We start from the raw sequence: 21,557 nt of genomic DNA on the forward strand, positions 1-21,557 counted from the left end.
GATCAAACGCTGCCTCAAGCGCTACATCGCCAGAGACCTCTTCCGAACCCTCGAACACCCACCCGCAACCACTTGACGATCCATAGGAGCGTCGCCTTCTTCTGCGCGTTCCGGCCCGTGCGCGCCCCAGCCGGGGCACGGAGAACGACGTCATCGGCGCGAGGAGCGCGCTCAGGCCTACCCGACCTCAACCCCCGCTGAAGGTCAGCCCCAGCCGAAAGCCCGCAGCAGCGCTGCGGTCCCTGCGCCGAGCACGACGACCACGATGAACGGTGCACGCAGCAGGAGCGCCACGACGGCCACGCCGACAGCGGCCACGCGGGCATCGAGGGTCAGGCCACCGCCGGACACCGTGAAGGTCTGGGTCGCGATGAGGGCGGCGAGCAGGGCCACGGGCAGCGCGGCCGTGACGCGCTTGACCCGAGGGTGCGCGAGCACGCTTGCCGGCACGAGGTAGCCGGCGAGCTTGAGCCCGAACGCGATCGCCGCCGCGACGAGGATCGCCGTCCACAGCGTCATCGGGCATCTCCTTCCTCGGGGACCCGGGTGTCGAGCCGGCCCTCCCCGGCCTCAGGGACGCCGGCCGCCGCCATCCCGGATGCGTCGCCGCGGGGTCGGCGCCAGGCCAGGACGGCGGCGAGCGCGGCCACGAGGACGGGCACTCCGGCCGGGAGGTTCGGCGACAGGACGACGGCGACGACGGCGGCCAGCGCCGCGATGGCAACGGCGTCGCGGCTGCGCAGGCGCGGCCAGAGGAGGGCGGTGAACGCGGCGCATGCCGCGGCGTCCAGCCCGTACCGGCGCGGATCGCCGACCGCGTTGCCGAGCAGGGCCCCGGCGAGCGTCGTGAGGTTCCAGAGTGTGAAGACGGAGGCGCCGGTGAGCCAGAAGCCGAGTCGCGAGGCGCGCACGTCGTCCTGGGACACGGCGACCGCCGTCGACTCGTCGATCGTCAGCTGTGCCGCGGCGATGCGGCGGATGCCGCGGACGCCGAGGAGCTGGGTCAGCTCCAGGGCGTAGAGGCCGTTGCGGACGCCCAGCAGCGACGAGGCCGCGATCGCGGCGGGGGCGGCCTGCAGACCGTTCGCGACGATCCCGACGAACGCGAACTGCGAGCCACCGGTGAACATCAGCAGCGACAGGGCCATCGCCTGCCACACGTCGAGCCCGGCTGCCACGGCGAGGGCCCCGAAGCTGATGCCGTACGCGCCGGTGGCGATGCCGACCGACAGCGCCTCCCGCACGACGAGCCGACGCGAGCCGCGGGGGAGGGCGCTGTCGATCCCGCGCATGGCGCTGGTGGTGGCGCTGGTGGTGGCGCTGGTGGGACCGGTGGCGCGCTCGGGGCCGGCGGGTGGGTCGGGGTCAGCTCCGGCGGACGCGTGGGTCACGGGCTCTCCGGCTCGACCGACGCGGCCAGGCGCAGCTCACTGACGGTACGGCCGTCGGCGTCGACGACGCGCTCACGGTGCGCGCCGTCGGGCTCCATCCCGGCGTCGGTGAGGAAGGCACGCACGGCGTCCTCGGAGGCCAGCAGCCAGGCGGTCAGGTGGTCGCGGCCTCGGGCGCGGGCGGTGTCGACGACGGCGTGGAGCAGGCGCGAGCCGTGGCCCTGGGACCGGGCGTCCGGGTGGACCGCGAGGACGAGCAGCTCCGCGGTCGTGTCACCCGCGTCGGGGTCGCTGGACGCGCCGACCGCGGCGAACCCGACGACCTGCTCGCCCGCGCAGGCGACGAGGAGCACGCCGTCGCCGGCCGCCTCGCCCTCGAGGCTGGCCCGCCAGGCGTTGGTGAACACGCGCGGTTCCAGCTGCTCGAGGACCTGCGGCTCCAGCACGCCCGCGTAGGCCTGCCGGAAGACGACCGCCTGCACGAGACCGACGGCCGGCGCGTCCGAGGTGCGGGCCACCCGGACGCTGGCGTCCGCGACCGGGCCCAGGCCGTCGGCCTGGTCGTGCACGTGGTCATGCCCGTGTTCGTGCGCGTGCCCGTGGCCGTGCCCGTGGCCGTGGTCGTGCGGGTGTCCGTGGGGGGCGTGCTCGTCGTGTGCCACCTCGGCATCCTCTCAGGCCCCGGGGCGCGGCCGATGCGGGCGCCTCGCGGGGCAGCAGCCCCGGCTTTGGACGCCTCCCGTAGCATCTCGCATACTGGACCCATGTATGGCAACGACGTCATCGACCCGAGGCAACCGCTGAACGCGGCCGAGACCGACGCGTACGACGCGGCCACGGCGCACGACGACCAGCGCGATGCGATCGGGGACGACTTCGATGCCCTCATCGCGGCCGACCAGCGCATCGAGCCGCGCGACGCGATGCCCGAGAAGTACCGCCAGACGCTGATCCGCCAGATCGCCCAGCACGCGCACTCCGAGATCATCGGCATGCAGCCGGAGGGCAACTGGATCACCCGTGCGCCGTCGTTGCGCCGCAAGGCGATCCTCATCGCCAAGGTGCAGGACGAGGCGGGCCACGGGCTCTACCTCTACAGCGCCGCCGAGACCCTCGGCATCGACCGGGCCGAGCTGCTCGACCGGCTGCACGACGGGCGGCAGAAGTACTCCTCGATCTTCAACTACCCGACGCTGACCTGGGCCGACTGCGGCGCCATCGGCTGGCTCGTCGACGGTGCGGCGATCATGAACCAGGTGCCGCTGTGCCGCTGCTCCTACGGCCCGTACGCCCGGGCGATGATCCGCGTGTGCAAGGAGGAGTCCTTCCACCAGCGGCAGGGCTTCGAGATCCTCTGGACGCTGATGCGTGGCACCGAGGCGCAGCGCGAGATGGCGCAGGACGCCGCGAACCGCTGGTGGTGGCCGGCGCTCGCGATGTTCGGGCCGCCCGACACCGGCGAGGCCGCCAAGGGCGGCCACACCGAGCAGTCGATGGCCTGGGGCATCAAGCGCTTCAGCAACGACGACCTGCGCCAGAAGTTCGTCGACATGATGGTGCCGCAGGCCGAGAAGCTCGGCATCGTGCTGCCCGACCCGCAGCTGCGCTGGAACTCCGAGCGTGGCCACTACGACTTCGGTGAGGTCGACTGGGACGAGTTCTGGCGCGTCCTGCGCGGCGACGGCGCGTGCAACGCCGAGCGCATCGCCCACCGCCGCCGCGCCCACGAGGACGGCGCCTGGGTGCGCGAGGCCGCCAACGCGTACGCCGCCAAGCAGGCTTCCAGGGACCAGCAGAAGGAGAGTGCCGCGTGACCGACGCAGCCGGGAGCGCGACCGAGAAGAGCTGGCCGCTCTGGGAGGTGTTCGTCCGGGGCAAGCGCGGCCTCTCGCACGTGCATGTCGGATCGCTGCACGCGCCCGACGCGGAGCTGGCGCTGCGCAACGCCCGCGACCTCTACACCCGCCGACAGGAGGGCGTGTCGATCTGGGTCGTCAAGGCCGACGACATCACGGCGAGCAGCCCGGCCGAGAAGGACTCCTTCTTCGACCCGGCGGCCGACAAGATCTACCGCCACCCGACGTTCTACGACGTGCCCGAGGATGTCGAGTACCTGTGACGACACCCACCAGCCCGGCCACGGTCCAGCGGTCGTCTGCCGCCTACCTGCTCGGTCTCGCCGACGACGCCATGGTCTACGCCCAGCGGCTCGCCGAGTGGATGACGAACGCCCCGCAGATCGAGGAGGACATGGCGCTCGGCAACATCGCGCTCGACCTCCTCGGACAGGCCCGCGCCCTCTACCCGTACATCGGCTCCATCGACGGCAGCGGCCGCGGCGAGGACGACTTCGCGATGCAGCGCGACGAGCGCAGCTGGCGCAACGTCCACCTCGTCGAGCAGGAGCGCGGTGACTTCGCCGACGAGATGGCGCGGCTGCTGTGGTTCTCGGCGTACCAGGTGCAGCTGCACGGCTCCCTCGTCCGGTCCACCGACGAGGTCGTGGCAGGAGTCGCGGGCAAGGCGCTCAAGGAGGTGCGCTACCACCTCGACCACGCCTCGCTCTGGCTCGTGCGCCTCGGCGACGGCACCGACGAGTCCCACCGGCGCATGCAGGCCGCCCTCGAGCGCGTGCAGCCCTACCTCGCCGAGCTCTTCGACGACGACGAAGCGTCGGCGCTCGCGGCCGAGGCCGGGGCCGGGGTGCTGCCCTCGACCCTTCGTGACGAGGTCGTGCACCGGGTCTCCGGCGTCGTCGAGCAGGCGACGCTCAGCCTGCCGGAAACGTCCACGTGGCGCTCGCGCGGCGGCCGAGATGGCGTGCACTCCCGCCCCATGGGCTATCTCCTCGCCGAGATGCAGCACATCGCCCGCTCGCACCCCGGTGCCACGTGGTGAGTCCCGTGGCCACGGCAACGACGCTGGCACAGGCGATCTCGCAGATCCCGGACCCTGAGGTCCCCGTCGTCAGCATCGCCGACCTCGGCATCCTGCGGTCGGTCGACGTCGACGAGCAGGCCCACACCGTCGCCGTCACCATCACGCCGACCTACAGCGGCTGCCCGGCGATGGAGGCGATCGCGTCACGGATCGTCTTCGAGGCCGACCAGCAGGGGTATGCCGCCGACGTCCGCACGCAGCTGTCGCCGCCGTGGACGACCGACTGGATGAGCCACGAGGGCCGGGAGTCGCTGCGCCGCTTCGGGATCGCGCCCCCAGGTGCGGTGGCGGCAGGGGAGCCGCGTGGACCCGTGCCCGTCGGGATCAGCCGTCACGTCGTGACCTGCCCGCACTGCGGATCCGCCGACACCACCGAGATCAGCCACTTCGGCTCGACCGCGTGCAAGGCCCTGCGCCGGTGCAACGCGTGCCTCGAGCCCTTCGACGAGTTCAAGGCCATCTGAATGACCGACGTCACCACACCGCCCGCCACCGATCCCGTCGCGAGCGCTCCGGCTCCCGCGGCCCCGGCGCGACACCGCGCCCGCTTCCACCCCCTGACGGTCGCCTCGGTCGAGCGCCTGACCGACGAGGCCGTCGCCGTCACCTTCGAGGTGCCGGAGGGACTCGTCGAGGAGTTCGCCTTCGAGCCCGGACAGCACCTGACGCTGCGGGCGACGATCGGCGGCGAGGACGTGCGCCAGTCCTACTCGATCTGCCAGTCGCGCCGCGCCGACCCCACCGGGCGCCGGCTACGCGTCGCCGCGGCACGCGTGCCCGAGGGGCGGATGTCGACCTGGCTCAACGACGTCGTCACGGTCGGGGACGTCGTGGAGGTCATGACCCCGCAGGGCTCCTTCACCTGCCCGACCCGGCCCGGCGGCATACGCCATCACGTCGCGATCGCGGCGGGGTCGGGCATCACGCCGGTGCTCTCGCTGCTGACCTCCGCGCTCGAGGAGGAGCCCGGCTCGCGCGCCACGCTGCTCTTCGGCAACCGCCGCACGAGCTCGATCATGTTCCTCGAGGAGCTCGAGGACCTGAAGAACCGCTTCCCGGGACGGTTCCACCTCGTCAACGTGCTCTCGCGCGAGGCGCAGGACGTCGAGCTCTTCCACGGGCGTCTCGATTCCGAGCGGCTCACGACGATCTTCGACTCGCTGCTGCCCACCGCGTCGGTGGACGAGTGGTACCTCTGCGGGCCGTTCGGCATGGTCACCGGCGCCGAGGCGCTGCTGACGGGGCGCGGCGTGAATCCGCGGCACATCCACCACGAGATCTTCCACGTCGACGACGGCACCGAGCCCAAGCGGAAGGTCGTCGTCGACGCCGGCGCGCCCCCGGAGGCCACCGTCACGGTCAACCTCGACGGCCGCACCACGGTCATCCCGATGCCGAGCCGCGAGGAGACGATCCTCGACGCGACGCTGCGGGCCCGGCCCGACGCGCCCTACTCGTGCACGGGCGGCGTGTGCGGCACGTGCCGGGCGCGGGTCGTCGCGGGGGAGGTGCGGATGGACCGCAACTACGCCCTGGAGCCGGAGGAGGTCGCGGCCGGGGTCGTGCTGGCCTGCCAGAGTCACCCGGTCACCGCTGAGGTCGGCCTCGACTACGACGCCTGACGCTCGACCGGCAGCCTCGGCCCGTGTGCACCGATCGGTGTCCAGGCACCGAAAGCTGCTTACGGCGTTTCGGGGAAGACGGCGTGCGCACTATTCGGGGTCCTGGCCCCGACTGCTGCACACGGCAGGCGCGAGGCAGCTCGGAGGCGCAGTCCGGCGGCGGGGCGTGACCGGGTCTCGTCACCCACTCGGGCTACGCTTCCCACGTGCGTCAGTACCTCGACCTCCTCGACCACGTCCTGACCGACGGGCAGGAGAAGTCCGACCGGACCGGGACGGGCACGCTCAGCGTCTTCGGCCACCAGATGCGCTTCGACCTGGCCGCCGGATTCCCGGCGCTGACCACCAAGAAGCTGCACCTGCGCTCGATCATCGGCGAGCTGCTGTGGTTCCTGCGAGGCGACACCAACGTGCGGTGGCTGCAGGAGCGCGGCATCTCGATCTGGGACGAGTGGGCCGACCCCGTGACCGGCGACCTCGGGCCCATCTACGGCTACCAGTGGCGCTCCTGGCCCACGCCCGACGGCCGCCGCGTCGACCAGATCGCCAAGGTGATCGAGCAGATCCGCACCAACCCCGACAGCCGCCGGCTCATCGTCTCGGCGTGGAACGTTGCCGACGTCGACGACATGGCCCTACCGCCGTGCCACACGATGTTCCAGTTCTACGTCTCGCCGGCCGGACCCGACGGGCGCCGGCGCCTGTCGTGCCAGCTCTACCAGCGCAGCGCCGACATCTTCCTCGGCGTGCCGTTCAACATCGCCAGCTACGCCCTGCTGACGCAGATGATCGCCCAGCTCACCGACCTCGAGCCCGGCGAGTTCGTGCACACCCTCGGCGACGCGCACCTCTACCTCAACCACGTCGAGCAGGCGCGGCTCCAGCTGACCCGCACGCCGCACCCGCTGCCGACGATGTGGATCAACCCGGACAAGAAGGCGATCGACGACTTCGACCTCGACGACTTCGCGCTGCGCAACTACGTCGCCGACCCCGGCATCAAGGCCCCCATCGCCGTGTGACCCGGATGCGTCTGCGAGCCTTGGCGCCATGAGCGCGCCGCTGCCGAACGTGTCGATGATCGCCGCTGTCGCCCGCAACGGGGTCATCGGCGACGGACGCACCATGCCGTGGCACCTGCCGGAGGACCTGAAGTTCTTCAAGCGCACGACGATGGGCCACCCGATGGTGATGGGCCGGCGCACCTTCGACTCGATGGGCGCCCTCCCGGGGCGTCGCAGCATCGTCGTCACCCGCCAGCCGGACTGGAGCGCCCCCGGCGTCGAGGTCGTGCACTCGCTGCCCGACGCGCTCGCCCTCGTCGACCGGGAGGAGCAGGTCTTCGTCGTCGGCGGGGGAGAGATCTACCGCCAGGCCATGCCGTATGCCGTCCGCCTCCTCGTCACGGAGGTCGAGCAGTCCCCGGAGGGCTCCGTCACCTTCCCCGCGATCGACCCGCAGCAGTGGGTCGAGACGGCTCGCGACGCACGGCCCGGCTTCGCCTGGGTCACCTACGAGCGGCGCGGCTGACACGGCATACGGCTCGGACGAAAAAACTTCGCGGTCGGCTGTAACGCCGTCCCGGGCAGCACGATGTAGGTGGTGGCGAGGCACTACCCGGACCCCCGAGCGGGTAGTGCCTCGTTCGCATGTCCGGAGCCGTTCGGCGAGGCCGAGCCCGGCCCGGCGACCAGCCCGGAGGCGCGCTCATCCGGCGTGGGCGGCGCACCGTGCGCCCGACCGCGGGCGCTAACCTTGGGCGCATGGCTGACGCACCCGCCCTCGGACGTGTCCTCTCGGCGATGGTGACGCCCATGCGCCCCGACGGCTCCGTGGACCTCGACGCGGCCCAGCGGGTCGCCACCCACCTCGTCGACGCCGGGCACGACGGTCTCGTCGTCTCGGGCACGACGGGTGAGTCGCCGACGACCTCGGCGGCAGAGAAGGACGATCTCCTCCGGGCCGTCATCGAGGCGGTCGGCGACCGGTGCGTCGTCATCGCGGGCGCCGGCAGCAACGACACCGCCAAGAGCGTCGAGGCGGTGGGCATGGCGCAGAAGGCGGGCGCCCACGCCGTGCTCGCCGTCACGCCCTACTACAACAAGCCGCCGCAGGCCGGGCTGGTCGCGCACTTCACGGCGCTCGCCGACGCGAGCGACCTGCCCGTCATGGTCTACGACATCCCCGGCCGCTCGGGCATCGCGATCGCCCGCGAGACCTACCTGCGCATCGCCGAGCACGAGCGCATCACGGCGGTCAAGGACGCCCGCGCCGACCTGTGGTTCGCCGGTCGGCTCATGCAGGAGACCGGCCTGGACTGGTACTCCGGCGACGACGCGATGAGCCTCGCGCACTTCCTCAACGGCGCCGTCGGCTTCGTCGGCGTCACCTCCCAGGTCGCGCCGGCGGCCTACCGCGAGCTGGCCGACGCCGTGGTCGCCGGCCGCTGGGACGACGCCCGTGCGGTGCACCGGCGCCTGGTGCCCCTCGTCGACGCCGTCATGAACGTCACCCAGGGCGCCATCATGGCCAAGGCCGCGCTCGCCGAGCAGGGGCTCATCGAGTCGCCCGCCGTCCGGCTGCCACTCGTCCCGGCCGACGACGAGCAGACCGCCCTGCTGCGTGCGGCCCTCTCGACCATCACCGCTGACGGATGACCGTCCCCACGACCTACGACCGAGCCTGCGACAGGCCCGGCGGCACCACCGAATGACAGGACACCTGTGAGCCATCCCCACCCCGAGCTGACCACGCCCCCCGCCCTACCCGACAACGGCCTGCGGGTCGTCGCGCTCGGTGGGCTGGGCGAGGTCGGACGCAACATGGCCGTGCTCGAGACGAAGGGCCGCCTGCTCGTCATCGACTGCGGCGTGCTCTTCCCCGAGGACCACCACCCCGGCGTCGACCTGATCCTCCCGGACTTCAGCTACATCCGTGACCGCCTCGACGACATCGAGGCGATCGTCCTGACGCACGGCCACGAGGACCACATCGGGGCCGTCCCCTACCTGCTCAAGCTCAAGGGCGACATCCCGATCATCGGCTCCACCCTGACGCTGGCCCTCGTCGAGGCCAAGCTCAAGGAGCACCGGATCCGGCCCTTCTCGATGGCCGTCAAGGAGGGGCAGCGCGAGCAGCTCGGCGTCTTCGACCTCGAGTTCGTCGCCGTCAACCACTCCATCCCCGACGCGCTCGCGGTGTTCGTGCGCACCGAGGCCGGCACCCTGCTGCACACCGGCGACTTCAAGATGGACCAGCTGCCCCTCGACGGCCGCCTGACCGACCTGCGCGCCTTCGCCCGGCTCGGTGAGGAGGGGGTCGACCTCTTCCTCACCGACTCCACCAACGCCGACGTGCCCGGCTTCACCACGCCCGAGCTCGAGATCGCCCCGGCCATCGACAAGGTGTTCCGCCACGCCGAGCGGCGGATCATCGTCGCCTGCTTCAGCAGCCACGTCCACCGCGTGCAGCAGGTGCTCGACGCCGCCGAGAAGGCCGGCCGCAAGGTCGCCATGGTCGGCCGGTCGATGATCCGCAACATGGGCATCGCCGCCGAGCTCGGCTACCTCAAGGTCCCCGACGGGATCCTCGTCGACCTCAAGAAGCTCGACAACCTGCGTGACGACGAGGTCGTGCTCATCTGCACCGGCTCCCAGGGCGAGCCAATGGCGGCCCTGTCGCGCATGGCCAACCGCGAGCACCGCATCGACGTGGGCCCCGGCGACACCGTGCTCCTCGCCAGCAGCCTCATCCCCGGCAACGAGAACGCCGTCTACCGCATCATCAACGGCCTGATGCGCCTCGGCGCCAACGTCGTGCACAAGGGCAATGCCAAGGTGCACGTCTCGGGGCACGCCAGCGCCGGCGAGCTGCTCTACTGCTACAACATCGTCAAGCCGCGCAATGTGCTGCCCGTCCACGGCGAGTGGCGCCACATGTACGCCAACTCCCGGCTCGCCATCGCCTCGGGCGTGCCCGAGGACAACGTCGTGCTCGCCGAGGACGGCGTGGTCGTCGACCTCGTCGACGGCCAGGCCTCGATCGCCGGCGTGGTCGACTGCGGCTACGTCTACGTCGACGGAAGCAGCGTCGGCGGCGCCGACGAGGCACTCCTGAAGGACCGTCGCATCCTGCGCGACGAGGGCTTCATCACCTGTGTCGTCGTGCTGGACTCCGCCACCGGCAAGATCGCGAGCGGCCCCCAGATCACGGCCCGCGGCTTCGTCGAGGACGAGGAGATCTTCCAGCAGGTGATCCCGAAGGTCGAGCGCGCCGTCGAGGAGGCCGTGGCCAACGGCGTCCGCGACGACCAGCAGCTCCAGCAGGTCATCCGGCGAGCCGTGGGCTCGTGGGTCGGTGGCAAGATCCGCCGCCGGCCGATGATCATCCCGGTCGTGCTGCAGGCCTGAGGTGGGAGCGCAGGAGGCCGACGGCGCAGGGCTGCCCGAGCCGGTCCGTCGGCCTCGTGGTCGCCGTCCGACGCGGCCCGGCTCCCGGGTCCGTCGTGCGCTCGACCTCGCCATCGCGCTCGTCCTGGTCGTGCTCGTCGCGGTGGGTGCGCTGCGCTGGCTCGACTCGACGGCATACGTCGTCGTCGTGCTCCAGACGACCGGGCCGTTCGTCGTCGTGGGGCTGGGACTGCTCACGGTGGCCACGCTCCTGCTGCGCCGCTGGTGGATGCTGGTGCCCGTCGTCGCCGCCCTCGCGGTGGCCGCCACGGTGGCCGCGCCGGCGTTCCGGACGACGACGACACCCAAGGCCGAGCGGGCCCTGACCGTCATGGCGGCCAACACGTGGATCGGCTCCGCGAACGCCGAGCAGCTCATGGAGGCCGTGCGCTACCGCTCGGTCGACGTGCTCGTCCTGACCGAGGCGACGCCCGCGATGCTGCGCCGCCTGGACGAGGTGGGCGCGAGCGACTACTTCAGCCGCCGCGAGGGGGTCGCGCGCCCCGGCGACTTCACGGGGACCATGGTGCTCTCGCGCTTCCCGGTCACCGTGCGCGACCTCGGCGCCGACCCCGCTCGCCAGCACACGCCGAGCGTGCAGCCGGAGCTCGACGTGTCGACGCCGCGCGGGCAGGTCCGCCTCAAGGTGGCGCACCCGGTCGCGCCCCTGCCGGGCGACACCGGCCAGTGGCGCGCTGGGCTGCGCACCCTGCAGGCGTGGGTGCAGGCCGCCCCCCGTCAGGAGCCGCTCGTGCTGGCCGGCGACTTGAACGCCGACTTCGGGCACCCCGGTTTCCGCGACCTCGCCGACGGCCTCGTCGACGCCCAGCGGGCTGACGGGGACGGCTGGGTGCGCACGTGGCCGTTCGCCGGACAGCGGCTGCCCGCGTACGTCCAGCTCGACCACCTGCTGAGCCGCGGGCTGACCGTGATCGCCGCGGGGCAGGTGGCCTACAACCACGCCGACCACGCCGCGGTGTGGGCGAGCTACGCCCTGCCGGCCGGCTGAGCCGCGGCCGTCACCAGGGGCGCTCGACCTCGACGTCCCGCGGGTCGGGTCCCTCGACGACCCAGCCGGCCGACGTCCGGGTCCACGTCGCGGCGGGGCCGTGCTCCACGAGCCCTGCGACCGCGGTGATAAGGCGCTCGACGCCCTCGAGGGTGCTGCCGAGGCCGATGCTGGCCCGCACGGCAGTGGCGGGCCCCTCGCCCCACGGGTCCTCGAGGAGCTCGTCCACGAGCAGGTGGGCGCAGAACTTCCCGTCGCGCACGCCGATCCCGTGCTCGACCGAGAGCACCTGCGACACCAGGGCCGAGTCCCAGCCCTCGACCGTGAACGCGACGACGCCGACCCGGTCGCTGTCGTTCCCGAAGATCGAGAGCACCTCGACCCCCGGCACGCCATCCAGGCCGTCGCGCAGCCGGGCGAGGAGTCGGCTCTCGTGCTGCTCGATGGCCCGCGCGTGCCGTCGGAGCGTCGCGCACGCCGCCGCCAAGGCGATGGCGCCGATGACGTTGGGGCTGCCGCCCTCGTGCCGGGCGGCGCCGGTGGCCCAGGCGGTGCCGTCCTCGGTCACCGAGCGGGTGGCGCCCCCGCCGAGGAGGTAGGGGGTGCCGGCGTCCAGCCAGTCGGACCGTCCGGCCAGCACGCCGGCGCCGTAGGGGGCATACGTCTTGTGCCCCGAGAACGCGACGTAGTCGGCGTCCCACGCCGCGAGGTCGATGCGGCGGTGGGCCGAGAGCTGGGCGGCGTCGACGGCGATCCGGGCTCCGTGGGCGTGCGCGAGGTGGGCGAAGCGCGCGACGGGCCAGACCTCGCCGGTGACGTTCGAGGCGGCCGTGACGACCACGAGACGGTGCCGGGACGCGTGGTCGACGAGCGCCTCCTCGAGGAGGGCGTACGCGTCGTCGAGCGTCTGCGGAACGGGCAGCCGCACGGTTCGGGAGCGGCCCCACGGCAGCAGCGTCGAGTGGTGCTCGCTGCCGAAGACGAAGACCGTGGTGCGGCTCGGCAGCGCCTTGCTCAGCAGCGCCCAGGAGTCGGTCGTCGTGCGGGTGAAGAGAACCGTGTCGTCCGGGCGAGCGCCGACGAACGTGGCGACCTCGGCACGCGCCTGCTCGTACCACGCGCTCGTCAGGCGGGAGGCGAAGCCGGCCCCGCGGTGCACCGAGGAGTATGTCTCCAGCGCCCGGTCGACGGCCGCCTTGACCGTCTCGAGCGCGGGCGTCGAGGCCGCATGGTCCAGGTTGGCGTATGCCGTGTCGCCGTGGAGCGTGGGCACCCGCAGTCCCGCGCCGACGACCGTGGGGAGCGCCTCCACCGTGGGCACGGCGTGCAGCACACGCGTACGGACCGCCGGTGCGGGCGAGCCGCCACACGGGGTTGCCGAGGGGGCCGCGGGGACGGCGGGCGAGGGGAGGACGTGGGTCGAGGGAAGGACCGACATGGCTGTGCTCCTGGGTCGTGGGACCCACCCGGTGCGGGTCCGCGCTTGCCCACCTCGATCACGCGAACGGAGCCGAGGTCGGCCTGGTCGTCACCCGGAGCACCCCACCGCGGAGGAGGGTTGCTGGCCAGCGAGCCGGGGCTTGTCACTGGCACTCATGACCTGCGCAGGACGATAGGCGTGCGGCTCTCGCCCTGTCCACCGGTCGGTCCAGCTGTGTCGCCATCCGAGACGAGGGGGTCGGTGCCGGTCGGCGCCGGTCCGGCCGGTCAGGGCGGGCCGCCGCGGTCCGAGAGCCGACGGCGGCGCCGCACGTCGCGCACCTCGGCAAGGACGCTCAGCCCGGGTCTGTCGTTCATCGTGCGCCAGGCGGCCAGTCCGGCACCGACCAGGGCGAGGCCGGCGAGCAGGTAGGCGGCCGTCGCGCCGGTATAGGTGGGGCTGAGCGGCCCGAGGCGGAAGCGGTGGGGCAACGGCAGGAGCGCCTCGAAGGCTGCCGCGAGCAGTGGCGCGGCGGCGAGCACCAGCACGAGGACGACACGGTCGAGCGACTGGACGAGGGCGAAGGTGCGGCCGCGCACCTCGTCCTCCATGGTGAGGCCGAGCAGGGTGTAGCCGACGACCCACGCCACGCCGATCACGGCGCCCAGCAGCACGGCCAGCGGCAGGGCGGCCGCCATCGCGGGCAGCAGTGCGAGCAGCAGGATGAGGACCCCTGCGCTCGCGAGGGCGGCACCGAAGACGCGCGGGCGCGAGAAGCCGGCGAGCAGCCGCGGACCGCCGACGATCCCGGCCGCCATGCCGGTGAAGACGGCGAGGAAGAGCAGGCCGTAGCCGGGAGCGCCCGCCCCCAGGTCCGAGGCGAAGCGCGTCGCGAGACCGATGACCAACCCTCCTGCGGCGAAGGTGCCCGTCATCCCGGCGAGGAGGCCGCGCACGAACGGCCGCTCCCTGACGACGACCAGCCCGTCGGTGACCGTGCGCAGGATCGACTCACCGGCGAGCGTCTCGCCGGCCCCACGCTCCGGAAAGGTCGTGCGCCAGACGATGACGGCGCTCAGCACGAACGTCGCGCCGTTGACGTACATCGCGAGGAAGGTGCCCTGAGGGTCGAGCCCCGGCAGGAGCGAGTGCGGGGGAGCCGCGAGCAGCGACAGGCCGGAGAAGGCGACGGCCGCGACCGGCGCGGTGCCGTAGCTGCCGACGAGGCCGAGCTGGTTGGCCAGCTCGAGACGGTCGGGCGGCACAAGGCGGCGGTCGAGGCGGTCCGCGACGACTCCGGCGAGCGACCCCAGCACGACGGCCGGCGCGATGCGCAGGACGAAGACCCCCGAGACAGCGAGGTACTCGGCGACACCACCGGGCGCGAGCTCGGCGGCGAGGGCCGTCGTCGCGAGCAGGGCGAGCCAGTCGCCGAAGCTCGAGACGGTGCCGGCGGCGAAGAGGTTGCGGAAGGGGCCGATCTCGAGCAGCGCGCGCAGGCCGGCCCCTCCGGACGGTGTGAGGTCCCTGCCCGCGTCCGGTCCCTCGCTCGGGGGTGGCCCCGCGCTCACCTCTCCAGCGTAGGAGCGCCCCTCGGGCCCGGGCCTGCATCGGTGCGGACACCCATCACCCCCTGGTGCGCGTGTGACGCGTGAGTTCAGGGGTGCGGTGACGTACCGTGCCAGCATGGCGTCACGTCCCTCCACCAGCCAGCGACCGACCACCGCCGCGGCCACCCGCGCCAAGGGGTCGTCCGGCGGTGCCTCGTCACGCCCTCCGGCTGCCCGCTCCACCCGGCCCGCGCAGCGCAAGCCCGCCGCGCGCAAGCCGGCCGCCAAGGGCGCGACGAAAGCGCGTGGGGGCGGCCTGCCCTTCCCGCTCGGCGCCGTCCGCAACACCTGGATGGGCGTCTCCCACCTGGCCGGCGGGGCGGTGCGCCGCGTCGGCCACAGCGCTGCAGACCTCGAGCCGGAGCACCGCCGCGACGGGATCGGTTTCGCCCTCATCGCGCTCGCCGTCATCGTGGCCGCCCGCGAGTGGTGGGGCGTTGCTGGCACGTTCGGCGACGTCGTGCACGCCGTCTTCGCCGGCACGTTCGGGCGAGTCGCGTATGCCGTGCCGCTGGTCCTGCTCGCGCTCGGCCTGCGCATGCTGCGCGCACCCCAGGACGACGCGGCGACCAACCGCATCATCGTCGGCACGATCGCTCTGACGTTCTCGGCCTGCGGCCTGGCACACCTTGCAGACGGCATCCCGAACCCGCCCGACGGCGCCGACGGCATGCGCGCCGCCGGCGGCATCCTCGGCTTCCTCGCCTCCAGCCCGCTCGCCGCGGCCGTCTCGCCGGTCGGTGCCCTCGTGCTGCTCGTCCTGCTGGGCATCTTCGGGCTGCTCGTCGTCACGGCCACCCCGGTCGCCATGATCCCCACCCGGCTGCGGCAGCTGCGTGCCCTCGTCATCCACGACGGTCGCTACGACGAGCACGACGACGAGCCGGAGGACGCCCCGGCCGCGGCGGTCAAGCGAGCCCGCCGCAAGCCGGTCGACCTCGGCGACCGCGACGGCGACGAGGCGTTCCGCCAGGCCGCGCAGAAGGCCCTCGAGGACGAGGGGGCCGGTGGTCCCCGACCGGGGGAGAAGCGCCCGACGCCTCCCGGCCTCGTCGTCCCGCGCCCGGGTGGCAAGGGCGAGAAGGTCATCGACGCCACCGACCCGAAGACCCTCGGCGCCCCCGACACGAGCAAGGTGGGCCCGAAGGCCGAGCTCATCCCGCCGCCCATGTCCGAGCTGCCGGCCCGCGTCGAGCAGCTGAGCCTCGGCGGCGACATCACCTACCGCCTGCCCGACCAGGCCATGCTGACACCCGGCGCGCCGCACAAGACGCGCAGCGAGACCAACGACCGCGTCGTGGAGTCACTGTCGAACGTCTTCGAGCAGTTCGACATCGACGCCGCCGTCACCGGCTTCACCCGCGGCCCGACGGTCACCCGCTACGAGGTCGAGCTCGGCTCGGGCACCAAGGTCGAGCGCGTCACCGCGCTGTCGAAGAACATCGCGTATGCCGTCGCGTCGGCCGACGTGCGCATCCTCAGCCCGATCCCGGGCAAGTCCGCCATCGGCATCGAGATCCCCAACACCGACCGAGAGAACGTCGCGCTCGGCGACGTGCTGCGCAGCCACACGGCCCGCAGCAACGAGCACCCCATGGTCATGGGTGTCGGCAAGGACGTCGAGGGCGCCTACGTCATCGCCAACCTCGCGAAGATGCCGCACCTGCTCGTCGCCGGCGCCACCGGCTCCGGAAAGTCGAGCTTCGTCAACTCGATGATCACCTCGATCCTCATGCGCGCCACGCCCGAGGAGGTGCGCCTCATCCTCGTGGACCCGAAGCGCGTGGAGCTCACGGCATACGAAGGCATCCCGCACCTGATCACCCCGATCATCACCAACCCCAAGAAGGCCGCCGAGGCGCTCGCCTGGGTCGTCAAGGAGATGGACCAGCGCTACGACGACCTCGCGGCGTTCGGGTTCAAGCACGTCGACGACTTCAACAAGGCGGTGCGCGCGGGCAAGGTCAAGCCGCTGCCGGGCTCGGAGCGGCAGCTGACGACCTACCCGTACCTGCTCGTCGTCGTCGACGAGCTCGCCGACCTCATGATGGTCGCCCCGCGCGACGTCGAGGAGTCGGTCGTGCGCATCACCCAGCTCGCGCGTGCCGCCGGCATCCACCTCGTCCTCGCGACGCAGCGCCCGTCGGTCGACGTCGTCACCGGCCTCATCAAGGCCAACGTGCCCTCGCGCATGGCGTTTGCGACCTCCTCGCTCGCCGACTCCCGCGTCGTCCTCGACCAGCCCGGCGCCGAGAAGCTCATCGGCCAGGGTGACGCGCTCTTCCTGCCGATGGGCGCCAGCAAGCCGATGCGCGTGCAGGGCGCGTGGGTCAACGAGTCCGAGATCCACGAGGTCGTCAAGTTCGTCACGACCCAGCTCAAGCCCAACTACGTCGAGAACGTCACGGTCGCGGCGCCCAAGAAGCAGATCGACGACGACATCGGCGACGACCTCGACGTGCTGCTCCAGGCCACCGAGCTCGTCGTCACGACGCAGTTCGGTTCGACCTCGATGCTCCAGCGGAAGCTGCGGGTCGGCTTCGCCAAGGCCGGTCGCCTCATGGACCTGCTCGAGTCGCGCGGGGTCGTGGGCCCGAGCGAGGGCTCCAAGGCCCGCGACGTGCTCGTGCGCCCCGACGACCTCGAGCAGACCCTCGCGCTGTTGCGCGGCGAGGACGTGCCGCACCCGAACGAGCCGTCCGACGACCTCGAGGTCGCCGAGCCCGCCCAGCCGTATGCCGCGCCGCCCGTCGACATCGAGCCGCCCGACGTCTCGGCCGGCTATGCCGACGAGGCGGAGGCGGAGCCGGCTCCGGAGCCCGCGACGCAGCGCACCGCCGCGATCGTCGCCGAGCGCGGCGAGCACCGCTTCGACGACGAGACGACCGCGATGCCGACGGCGCGCTGGACGCCGGGCGACATGACGCCGACGGTCGAGGAGGACGACGAGGAGTCCGAGGACGCCTGGAACCTCACCGACCGCGGCGGCCGCGAGCGCTACTGACCGGCGCCCGTCCTCCCTCAGACGACGAAGCGGTAGCCCAGCCCCGGCTCGGTGAGCAGGTGCACGGGCCGGCTCGGGTCGCTCTCGAGCTTGCGCCGCAACTGGTTGGCGTAGACGCGCAGGTAGTTCGACTCCCGGCCGTAGGACGGGCCCCACACCTGGCGCAGCAGGTCCTGCTGGGAGACCAGGTGCCCCGGGGTGCGGCACAGGGTCTCGAGCAGCCGCCACTCGGTCGGCGTCAGGCGCACGTCGTGGCCCTCGACCGTGGCGCGCCGGTCGGCGAAGTCCAGTGTGACCCGGTCGGTGGCGACCGCCTCGATGGCACGACCGCCCTCGCCCGAGCGCCGCACCGCGGCCCGGACGCGGGCCAGCAGCTCCTCGACGCCGAACGGCTTGGTCACGTAGTCGTCGGCCCCGAGGTCGAGCGCCTCGACCTTGTCGTCCGAGTCGTGCCGGGCCGAGAGGACGATGACGGGTACCGCCGAGTCGCGGCGCACCTGCCGCAGCACCTCGACGCCGTCGAGGTCGGGCAGGCCCAGGTCGAGGATGACGACATCGGGCGCGTCCTCGAGCGCGGCCTGGACCGCGCTGCGGCCGTCGGCGGAGGTGAGCACCTCGTGCCCGTGACCGCGCAGCGCGATCGAGAGGGTGCGGAGCAGGCGCGGGTCGTCGTCGACGACGAGGATGCGGCTCACGGCGACTCCCGGCGGCCGGCATCGACGCGGCCACCGCGGTCATGGTCCGGCGTGGCCTTCGAGTGCGGCACTGGTGCTGCCCCGGCCGCGCCGGCGCCCGCTGCGCCGGTGACGTCGACGTCCTGCACGAGCAGGACGTGCTCCGAGGGTGCCGCGGGCAGCTCGACGACCATCGTGAGACCGCCGCCCGGGGTGTCCTCGGGAAGCAGCGTGCCGTGCATGACGGTCATCAGACCACGCGAGACCGCAAGACCTAGCCCCAGGCCCTCACCCCTGGGCGTGTCGCCGACACGCTGGAAGGCCTCGAAGATGCGCTCCTTGTCCTCGTCGGCGACACCGGGCCCGCGGTCCGCGATGCGCAGCTGGACCGTGTCGCGGATGCGTCCGGCCGTCACGCGCACCATCGCGCCTTCGCGGTGGCGCAGGGCGTTCTCCACCACGTTGGCGAGGACCCGGTCGAGCAGGCCCGGGTCGGCCAGGACCGGTGGCACGTCGGGGTCGAGGGCGAGCTCCACCTGGGTCGGGTTCGATGTGGTGCGCAGTGCGGTGATCACGGCGTCGACGAGGTCGACCGCCTGGGTGTGCGGGCGCACCGCGCCGGTCTGGATGCGGGAGAGGTCGAGGACGTTGCCGATGAGCCCGTCGAGCTGGTCGCTCGACTGCTCGATCGACTCGAGCAGCTCGGCCCGGTCCTCGGGCGGCAGCTCGAAGGTCGTCTGGCGCAGGGTCGACACGGCCGCCTTGATGCTGGCCAACGGGGTGCGCAGGTCGTGGGACACCGCGGCGAGCAGCGTGGTCCGGGCGGCGTTGTCGCGGGCCAGGCCCACGGCCCGGCGGGCCTGCTCGACGAGCAGCTCACGGCCGTAGAGGATCGCCGCGTGCGCCGCGTAGGCGTTGACCACCCGCTGGTCCTCGGCCGCGACGGGGTCGCCGTCGAGGAGGAGGTGGACGTCGTCGTCGAGGGCGACGTCGACGGCCCAGGCCTGCTCGGTCGGCAGCGGGGAGCCCGGGGGGAGCGCGGGGTCGGTGGACGCGATGACCTCTCCGACGACGGCTCCGGCGGCAGGGACCGTCTCCGCGCTGTCGAGGCGGGCCAGCGAGGCGGACCGCATGCCGAGGGCGACGCGGGCGCGCTCGAGGACGGCCGGGAGCGGCCGTGGCTCGGCGAGCAGGTCCCGGCTGAGGGTGGCCAGCGCTGCCGACTCGCGTTCAGCGGCCAGCGCCTGCTCGGTCCGCCGAGCCACGAGGGCGACGACCGCGGAGACCGCCATCGCGACGAGGACGAAGACGGCGAGGGCGAGGGCGTTGGGTGCATCGGCGATCGTCAGCGTCCCGCGGGGTTCGGTGAAGAACCAGTTGACGACCAGTGACCCCACGACGGCGCAGAAGAGCGCGGGCCAGATGCCTCCGACGAGGGCGCACGCGACGGTGAGGGCGAGGTAGAGCAGCAGGTCGAGGGACAGTGCGAAGCCCTGACGGGTCTCGACGAGCACGACCGTGAGGACCACGAGCCCGACCAGGGCGATGCCGAAGCCGCCGGCCACCCGGGCCCGGGGCAGCGCCCACGTGCGCCCGGTCCGCCGGGACCCGCGGCTGATCCTCGAGCCCTCGTGGGTCACGAGGTGCACGTCGATCTCACCGGAGGCGTCGGCCACCTCCGACGCGATGCTGGGGCGCAGCGCGTGCTGCCAGCGGCTGCGCCGACTCACTCCCACGACGATCTGCGTCGCGTTGACCCCTCGCGCGTGGTCGAGGATCGCGGCGGGGACGTCGTGGCCGGACACCTCGTGGAACTCCGCGCCCACGTCACGGGCGATGCGTCGCACCCGGGCGAGCTCGGCCGGGTCGGTGGTGGCCAGGCCTTCGGACGATCGCACGTGGCAGGCGATGAGCTCACCGCCGGCGACCCGGCTGGCGATACGGGCCCCGCGCCGCAGCAGCGTCTCGCTCTCGGGCCCACCCGTGACCGCGACGACCACCCGCTCACGGGCGGGCCAGGCGACCGCGATCCCCTCGTCGGCGCGGTAGCGCTCCAGGGCCTCGTCGACGCGGTCCGCGAGCCACAGCAGTGCGATCTCGCGCAGCGCCGACAGGTTGCCGATGCGGAAGTAGTTGGCGAGGGCGGCATCCACTTTCTCCGGCGCATACACGTTGCCGTGGGCGAGCCTGCGGCGCAGGGCCTGCGGAGTCATGTCGACGAGCTCGATCTGCTCGGCCCGGCGCACGACCTCGTCGGGGACGGTCTCGCGCTGGCGCACCCCGGTGATGGACTCGACCACGTCGTTGAGCGACTCGAGATGCTGGATGTTCACCGTCGAGAGCACGTCGATGCCCGCCTCGAGGATGGTCTCGACGTCCTCCCAGCGCTTCTCGTGGACCGGCGAAGCCGTCGCGCTGCCGGGATCGGTTCCGCCTACAGGTCCGGGGCGATCCCCGGGCAGGACATTGGTGTGGGCCAGCTCGTCGACGAGGACGACCTGCGGTCGGCGCCGCAGGACGGCCTCGACATCGAGCTCGGTCAGCTCGTTGCCCCGGTGGCGCACCGTGCGCCGGGGGAGCAGCTCCAGACCCTCGAGCAGCGCGGCGGTGTGGGGCCGCCCGTGCGTCTCGACGAGGCCGACGACGACGTCGGTGCCGCGCTCGCGGCGCCGGTGCGCCTCGTCGAGCATGGCAACCGTCTTGCCGACGCCCGGCGCGGCCCCGAGGTAGATCCGCAGGGACCCGCGCGGTCGGCCACGGCCGTGCACCCGGACCGGCGCGGCCTCGGACCGGTCGACAACCTCACCGGTGGTCGGCGGCTGCCCTCCTGCTGCCATGTCCTGATCCTCGCAGGTCAGTGCGCTGACGGAGCAGCGAGAGCGTCGAGGGCGAGGTTGAGCTCCAGCACGTTCACGCGCGGCTGTCCCAGGAACCCGAGCTGGCGACCGCTGGTGTGCGCGTCGACGAGGGCGCGTACGCGGGTCGGGTCCAGGCCACGGGCCGTCGCTACCCGTGGGACCTGGCTCAACGCGTACGCAGGCGACACGTCGGGGTCGAGCCCGCTGCCGGACGCGGTGAGCGCATCCGCGGGGGCGGTCCCCGGGTCCAGCCCGGCGGCCTGGGCGCGCTTGCCGACCTCGGCGGCGAGCGCGCTCCCGGAGAGGTTCGAGCCGCCGCTCGTGTCGCCCGAGTAGCCGCTCGCGGAGGGGCGCCCGTGGAACCACTGGTCGCCGGCCCACTGCTGGCCGAGCAGGCTGGACCCGACGACGGCGCCGTGGACGCGTACGAGCGAGCCGGCCGACTGGTCGCGGGCGACGACCTGCCCGACACCCAAGATCACGGCGGGGTAGAGCAGGCCGAAGAGGGCAGTGAGCACGAGCATGGCCCGCAGGGCGGCCCAGGACTGCTTGACGAAGGAGCTCAGGGTGCTGGTCACGTC

At 72.7% G+C, this 21,557-nt stretch carries 19 protein-coding genes and 1 riboswitch; of the genes, 11 read left to right on the forward strand and 8 right to left on the reverse strand.

Annotated features, from left to right (window positions below):
- Nucleotides 1-204 precede the first annotated feature (204 nt).
- The 3 genes from AB0316_RS20635 to AB0316_RS20645 form a co-directional block, all read right to left on the reverse strand.
- Entirely contained in the window at nt 205-519 is a 315-nt protein-coding gene (locus AB0316_RS20635; RefSeq protein WP_366275100.1) for an AzlD domain-containing protein, read from the reverse strand.
- Nucleotides 516-1,292 (reverse strand): AzlC family ABC transporter permease, encoded by a 777-nt coding sequence (locus AB0316_RS20640; RefSeq protein WP_366275183.1) that lies wholly within the window; start codon nt 1,290-1,292, stop codon nt 516-518. Before AB0316_RS20640 ends, AB0316_RS20635 begins: the two co-directional genes overlap by 4 nt.
- A 95-nt stretch (nt 1,293-1,387) precedes the next feature.
- Complete coding sequence (locus tag AB0316_RS20645) at nt 1,388-2,053, reverse strand: GNAT family N-acetyltransferase (protein WP_366275102.1); 666 nt, start codon at nt 2,051-2,053, stop codon at nt 1,388-1,390.
- Nucleotides 2,054-2,155: 102 nt separating this feature from the next.
- Between AB0316_RS20645 and paaA the strand changes: the two genes are divergently transcribed.
- From paaA to AB0316_RS20695, 10 genes are all read left to right on the forward strand, one after another.
- Nucleotides 2,156-3,205, forward strand: coding sequence for a 1,2-phenylacetyl-CoA epoxidase subunit PaaA (gene paaA / locus AB0316_RS20650; RefSeq protein WP_366275104.1), 1,050 nt, complete (start codon nt 2,156-2,158; stop codon nt 3,203-3,205).
- Nucleotides 3,202-3,510: a 1,2-phenylacetyl-CoA epoxidase subunit PaaB gene (gene paaB / locus AB0316_RS20655; protein WP_366275106.1), complete on the forward strand. Its 309-nt coding sequence runs from the start codon at nt 3,202-3,204 to the stop codon at nt 3,508-3,510. The genes paaA and paaB overlap by 4 nt, the downstream gene beginning before the upstream one ends.
- Nucleotides 3,507-4,289 (forward strand): 1,2-phenylacetyl-CoA epoxidase subunit PaaC, encoded by a 783-nt coding sequence (paaC, locus tag AB0316_RS20660; protein ID WP_366275108.1) that lies wholly within the window; start codon nt 3,507-3,509, stop codon nt 4,287-4,289. The genes paaB and paaC overlap by 4 nt, the downstream gene beginning before the upstream one ends.
- A complete protein-coding gene (gene paaD / locus AB0316_RS20665; RefSeq protein WP_366275110.1) occupies nt 4,286-4,795 on the forward strand; it encodes a 1,2-phenylacetyl-CoA epoxidase subunit PaaD in 510 nt (169 codons plus the stop codon). The genes paaC and paaD overlap by 4 nt, the downstream gene beginning before the upstream one ends.
- Entirely contained in the window at nt 4,796-5,953 is a 1,158-nt protein-coding gene (gene paaE / locus AB0316_RS20670; RefSeq protein WP_366275112.1) for a 1,2-phenylacetyl-CoA epoxidase subunit PaaE, read from the forward strand.
- 206 nt (nt 5,954-6,159) lie between these two features.
- Nucleotides 6,160-6,975, forward strand: coding sequence for a thymidylate synthase (locus AB0316_RS20675; protein WP_366275114.1), 816 nt, complete (start codon nt 6,160-6,162; stop codon nt 6,973-6,975).
- 28 nt (nt 6,976-7,003) lie between these two features.
- On the forward strand, nt 7,004-7,483 hold the full coding sequence (locus AB0316_RS20680; protein ID WP_366275115.1) for a dihydrofolate reductase: 480 nt from the start codon (nt 7,004-7,006) through the stop codon (nt 7,481-7,483).
- A gap of 233 nt (nt 7,484-7,716) precedes the next feature.
- A complete protein-coding gene (dapA, locus tag AB0316_RS20685; protein ID WP_366275117.1) occupies nt 7,717-8,610 on the forward strand; it encodes a 4-hydroxy-tetrahydrodipicolinate synthase in 894 nt (297 codons plus the stop codon).
- Between the two features lie 66 nt (nt 8,611-8,676).
- On the forward strand, nt 8,677-10,362 hold the full coding sequence (locus tag AB0316_RS20690; RefSeq protein WP_366275118.1) for a ribonuclease J: 1,686 nt from the start codon (nt 8,677-8,679) through the stop codon (nt 10,360-10,362).
- A 1-nt stretch (nt 10,363) separates the two neighbouring features.
- Nucleotides 10,364-11,410: an endonuclease/exonuclease/phosphatase family protein gene (locus tag AB0316_RS20695; RefSeq protein ID WP_366275119.1), complete on the forward strand. Its 1,047-nt coding sequence runs from the start codon at nt 10,364-10,366 to the stop codon at nt 11,408-11,410.
- Between the two features lie 10 nt (nt 11,411-11,420).
- Here AB0316_RS20695 and AB0316_RS20700 read toward each other — a convergent pair whose 3' ends face one another.
- Both AB0316_RS20700 and AB0316_RS20705 read right to left on the reverse strand, forming a co-directional pair.
- Entirely contained in the window at nt 11,421-12,848 is a 1,428-nt protein-coding gene (locus AB0316_RS20700; RefSeq protein WP_366275121.1) for an aminotransferase class V-fold PLP-dependent enzyme, read from the reverse strand.
- Nucleotides 12,849-12,884: 36 nt separating this feature from the next.
- Nucleotides 12,885-13,011, reverse strand: a riboswitch (SAM riboswitch).
- A 106-nt stretch (nt 13,012-13,117) separates the two neighbouring features.
- On the reverse strand, nt 13,118-14,401 hold the full coding sequence (locus AB0316_RS20705) for a hypothetical protein (RefSeq protein WP_366275122.1): 1,284 nt from the start codon (nt 14,399-14,401) through the stop codon (nt 13,118-13,120).
- 115 nt (nt 14,402-14,516) lie between these two features.
- On the opposite strand from AB0316_RS20705, the gene AB0316_RS20710 reads away from it, so the two are divergent.
- Nucleotides 14,517-17,444 carry a DNA translocase FtsK gene (locus tag AB0316_RS20710; RefSeq protein ID WP_366275124.1) on the forward strand — a complete coding sequence of 976 codons (2,928 nt, stop codon included), beginning with the start codon at nt 14,517-14,519 and terminating at the stop codon, nt 17,442-17,444.
- A gap of 17 nt (nt 17,445-17,461) precedes the next feature.
- Here the strand turns inward: AB0316_RS20710 and AB0316_RS20715 are convergent, their stop codons facing one another.
- The 3 genes from AB0316_RS20715 to kdpC are packed head-to-tail and all read right to left on the reverse strand — an operon-like array spanning nt 17,462 to nt 21,554.
- Nucleotides 17,462-18,139: a response regulator transcription factor gene (locus AB0316_RS20715; protein WP_366275125.1), complete on the reverse strand. Its 678-nt coding sequence runs from the start codon at nt 18,137-18,139 to the stop codon at nt 17,462-17,464.
- Nucleotides 18,136-20,955: a DUF4118 domain-containing protein gene (locus AB0316_RS20720; protein ID WP_366275126.1), complete on the reverse strand. Its 2,820-nt coding sequence runs from the start codon at nt 20,953-20,955 to the stop codon at nt 18,136-18,138. Before AB0316_RS20720 ends, AB0316_RS20715 begins: the two co-directional genes overlap by 4 nt.
- 17 nt (nt 20,956-20,972) lie before the next feature.
- Nucleotides 20,973-21,554 (reverse strand): potassium-transporting ATPase subunit KdpC, encoded by a 582-nt coding sequence (gene kdpC / locus AB0316_RS20725; RefSeq protein WP_366275127.1) that lies wholly within the window; start codon nt 21,552-21,554, stop codon nt 20,973-20,975.
- Nucleotides 21,555-21,557: the final 3 nt, after the last annotated feature.

It is taken from the genome of Terrabacter sp. NPDC080008 (assembly GCF_040702505.1).
In the GTDB taxonomy this organism is placed as follows: domain Bacteria; phylum Actinomycetota; class Actinomycetes; order Actinomycetales; family Dermatophilaceae; genus Terrabacter.